The sequence below is a fragment of the Pseudomonas sp. SST3 genome, from assembly GCF_003325755.1.
Genome location: NZ_QORI02000151.1, coordinates 1 through 3,863 on the forward strand (window position 1 = coordinate 1; position 3,863 = coordinate 3,863).

Sequence of the window (3,863 nt, forward strand, 5' to 3'; positions counted from 1 at the left end):
GTCGTTTCTATGGGGAGGCTGCTACGAAGCATTCACCCCCGCCACGTTCTCCGAAACAGTGGCTCACAGCAGTAGCGAATCGCGCAAAGTGGCGTTCTCCTGCAACCGCCTGGCGATCAACATCGGCATGGCAATCGGGCCGCTCTTGGGCAGCCTGATTTTCCTGAGTAACGCCGATGCGGTGTTCTACCTCAACGCGGCGTTGTCCCTTGTCGCCTTTATCGCCTGCCTGTGGTTTGGGCGTACGGTGCCGGTGACACAAGGGGCTGGCGTTGCCAGTAAAGGCAATGGGCTGCCGGAAAGCGCAATGCACGAGCGTTCGCGCTTGCTGGTGATTCTGCTGGCAGCGTTGCCGGTGCACATCGCCTATGCGCTGCCGCCAACGTTTCTGTCGGCCTACATCATCAACTACACCGAGTTGCCGGCCTACTACGTCGGCATCATCTTTTTTATCAATGCACTGCTGGTGATTCTATTCGAAGTACCGATTAACCAACGCATGTCGCACCTGTCGAGCAGTCGCTCACTGGTGGCGGGTTTCCTGATGGCCGGCGTAGGGTTTTTCCTGATGGGCTTCAGCCATATCGGTGCATTGTTGCTGGCCGCCACCGTGCTCTGGAGCCTGGGGGAGATGGTTGTGTTCCCCGGTATCACCCACTACGTCAGCAGTATCTCCAGCCGTCACACCGTTGACCGCAACCTCGGCTATTACTCGGCGGGGGTGAATATCGGCGTGATGATCACACCGCCGCTGGCGTTCATGCTGATGTCACAGCCATCCCTGCCGTCGCCGTGGCTGCTGGCGGGTACGGTATTGCTGTTGTTCGCAGTGGCAGTGGGCGTGATGAAAGGATCGGCTGTTTTGTGGAACAAGGAAGCATGAAATGAATAGGGTGCATTTGAACACCGCCGGTGCGGGCCTGATGTCGTCGGCCACGCTCAATGCTATACAGCGTTTTACCTCCATTGAAGCGCAGATAGGCAGCTATGAAGCCGAGCTTGCCTATGAAGAGTTGCTCAACGTCGACCTGTACCGAGTGATGGCCGGGCTGTTGAATGCTCAGCCTTCACAGATTGGTTTTTTCAGCAGTGCCACCGAAGCCTGGACCAGCATCCTCGGCAAACTGCAATTTCCCCGGGGCAAGCGGGTCTGGGTATCAACTTCTGAGTACGCGGCCAACCTGATCTTCTTCAACTACCTCAAGTTATCGAGTGACATTCGCGTCGAAGTGATCCCCACCACGGCCACCAGCCCGCTGGATCTGGAGTGGGTGCGGCGTCATTTGGACGATGATGTGTTCCTGGTCAGTGTGTCGCACCTGCCTTCGTGCTGTGGGGTGATCAATCCGGTGGAAGCGCTGGGCGCGTTGCTCAAGGACGCGAATGCGTTGTATGTGGTGGATGCCTGCCAGTCGTTGGGGCAGTTACCGCTGGATGTGCGGGATATCCATTGTGATTTGTTGACAGGTGCGGGCCGCAAGTTTCTCTGCGGGCCCCGTGGCAGTGGGGTTGCTTACGTGTCGCCACGCTTGCTTGGCCAATTGCAGCTCAATTTTGCCGACTTGCACGCCGCCAGCACCGATGGCCAGGTCAAACCGGCTGGACGTGGCCAGTGCGCGGGTGCTGGAAATTGCTGAAAAAAGCCTCTCGGCCCAGGTGGGCATGCATACGGCGCTGCAGGAGTATGTGCAGGTCGGCGGCGGACAGGTGAGTACAGAGCCCTATGCGCTGCTGGCGAAGGAATTGCGACGCTTGCCGCAGTTGACGATAATGTGCGACCAGTTCGAGCAGACTGGAATTGTCTCGTTTGTGCCGCACAACCTGCCGGCCAAGGCATTTGTCGGCCAAGCCCGCGAGCTGGGGCTCAACTTGTGGGCAGGCACCACCGCTCACACTCCGTTGTTGCTTAAGGACCTGGGCGTCACACACTTTGTGCGTGCCTCGGTGGGCCGGCATATCACTCTCGCCCAGGTCGAGCAGGCTCTTTTGACCCTGCGAAGTTTTGTAGTGTTGGGCACTTACTGGGCGGCGATGGCGTAGCCGTCAAAGGCGCTTTGCTGTTGCAGCGCGGTCACGATGCTCTTGCGCGTGACCGGCTGCTCGGCGCCGCTGTTGTCGATGAAGGTTTCGCTCGCAAGCTCCGCCTCGCTGCCTTCGCCTACAAAGGTGAAGCCCAGGAACTCCAGTGCTTCGCGGTCCACATTGAGCTTGGAGCGCGGCGTGCGCAGCGGCAGGGTGACGCTGATGCCATCTTTGCTGATCACAAACACTTCGTTGTCTTTCTTGGCGCGTGCAGCTTTGCCCTTGCCGGCGCTCGGGTTGCTGATGGCCTGGTGCGACTGGTTAAGCACCTTGAGGGCCAGGCCATAGACCAGTTCCTGGAACTCGGGATCGTCCTTGAAGCTGGACAGGATGCGGCTGATCGAGAACTGACTGCTCAGGTGTTCCAGGGCGGCGTTGTCTGCGGCTTCGGCGTCTTTCAATTGCTTGAGCTGGCCCATCAGCTCATAGGCTTTGTCATCATCGAAGGCATCGTGGGCCTGGCGGATGGCAACGCGCAGCTCGCGGATCTGGTCGCTTTCTTTGGAGGTGTGAAACGCGTCCAGCACCATCTCGCTGATGATCTTGGCGGCTGGCACATGCTGTGAAAGATTGATGGCGTTTTCGTATTCGGCTTTGGCGTGCAGGGCGACTACGGATTCTTCGGCGGATTTTTCGGTGTAGGAATCAGACATTAAAATTTCACTGCGTAGTATGCGGAGAGACAAAAAACGTCGGGCATTTTCAGCGGGTGGGGGGATCAGGTCAAGGTGGCTGGGGCGTCAGAATAATTTCAGTAGTGGTAGCGGCACATCAATATTTGTACTTCATCATCCTCGATGCCATAAACCAAACGATGCTCCGCGGTGATTCGTCGAGACCAGAAACCACTCAGGTTATGTTTGAGGGGTTCAGGCTTCCCCACGCCGCCGAACGGGTCTCTTTGTATGGCCTTGATCAAGAGATTGATGCGCTTGAGCCCGGCTTTGTCGTTCTGTTGAAACCAGAGGTAGTCGTCCCAGCCTTCAGGGGTAAAGAGTGTTTTCATTCTTCAATCAACCGCCTTGGCTTGGCTTTGCCTGCTCGTAAGCTGTTGACTGAGTTAATGAGACGTTCGGCATTTTTAGGCGAGCGCAGCAGGTAAGCCGTCTCTTCCAGAGCATTGAACTCTGATAACGAGATCATCACCACGGGCTCGCCTTTTTGTCGAGTCAGTAGAAGTGGGACGTGATCATCGTTGACGCGGTCCATCGTTTCGGACAGATGGGCTCGGGCGTTGGTGTAGTTGATAGTTTCCATGGGGACTCCTTGTTGGGTGGGTTTAACGTACAGAAATACGTACATATCCACAACGGGAATCTTATCAACGGTCATCCACCTCGCCCGGACTTCACGAACAAGCTCAACGACTGAGTGGAGCAGCGTCAAACCTGTTGATACATGTTACTCGTCCAGTTCTTCGAGGCACGCCTGGAGAATATCCAGACCTTCCTCCAACGCCTCAGGCTCAATGGTCAGCGGGGCCAGCAAGCGCACGATGTGCCGCGACTTGCCGCTGGGCATCAGCAACAAGCCAGCCTCTCGCGCCAGCTCCAGCAGTTGCGCCAGTTGCTTGGGGGCGGGTGTGCCGTCGGCATGGGCCAGTTCAATGCCCCGCATCGCGCCGACACCGGTGAGGCGGCCCAGGTAGGGCGACAGTTGCTGTGCGCGCCAGGCTTCATAGCGGCCCACAATCGCGGCCGCCTGCGCGACGCCCCAGGCGTGCAGGTTTGTGTCGCTCATCACCTCAAGGGTCGCCAGCGCCGCCGCACAGGCGATGGGAT

7 protein-coding genes are annotated in these 3,863 nt (G+C 57.8%); 3 read left to right on the forward strand and 4 right to left on the reverse strand.

All coding sequences use genetic code 11. From position 1 onward, the window contains the following. The 3 genes from DQ405_RS25530 to DQ405_RS27105 all read left to right on the forward strand — a co-directional run. The coding region (locus DQ405_RS25530) for an MFS transporter (RefSeq protein WP_168426429.1) at positions 1 to 883 on the forward strand (883 nt) is incomplete at its 5' end. Position 884: 1 nt separating this feature from the next. Further along, a complete protein-coding gene (locus tag DQ405_RS25535) occupies positions 885 to 1,637 on the forward strand; it encodes an aminotransferase class V-fold PLP-dependent enzyme (RefSeq protein WP_174824722.1) in 753 nt (250 codons plus the stop codon). Then, the gene (locus DQ405_RS27105) at positions 1,582 to 2,040 is read left to right on the forward strand and encodes a hypothetical protein (protein ID WP_174824723.1); all 459 of its coding nucleotides are present in this window, start codon (positions 1,582 to 1,584) and stop codon (positions 2,038 to 2,040) included. The genes DQ405_RS25535 and DQ405_RS27105 overlap by 56 nt, the downstream gene beginning before the upstream one ends. On the opposite strand, the gene DQ405_RS25540 is transcribed toward DQ405_RS27105, so the two are convergent. The 4 genes from DQ405_RS25540 to DQ405_RS25555 all read right to left on the reverse strand — a co-directional run. Beyond that, positions 2,019 to 2,735, reverse strand: a complete 717-nt coding sequence (locus DQ405_RS25540; RefSeq protein ID WP_168426430.1) for a hypothetical protein — start codon at positions 2,733 to 2,735, stop codon at positions 2,019 to 2,021. The two genes, DQ405_RS27105 and DQ405_RS25540, sit on opposite strands and share 22 nt — an antisense overlap. Before the next feature lie 98 nt (positions 2,736 to 2,833). Next, positions 2,834 to 3,088: a Txe/YoeB family addiction module toxin gene (locus DQ405_RS25545; RefSeq protein WP_168426431.1), complete on the reverse strand. Its 255-nt coding sequence runs from the start codon at positions 3,086 to 3,088 to the stop codon at positions 2,834 to 2,836. After that, on the reverse strand, positions 3,085 to 3,339 hold the full coding sequence (locus DQ405_RS25550; RefSeq protein ID WP_003194039.1) for a type II toxin-antitoxin system Phd/YefM family antitoxin: 255 nt from the start codon (positions 3,337 to 3,339) through the stop codon (positions 3,085 to 3,087). Before DQ405_RS25550 ends, DQ405_RS25545 begins: the two co-directional genes overlap by 4 nt. A gap of 144 nt (positions 3,340 to 3,483) precedes the next feature. Continuing rightward, positions 3,484 to 3,863 (reverse strand): aminotransferase class III-fold pyridoxal phosphate-dependent enzyme (locus tag DQ405_RS25555; protein WP_168426432.1); only part of this gene is annotated, 380 nt, incomplete at its 5' end.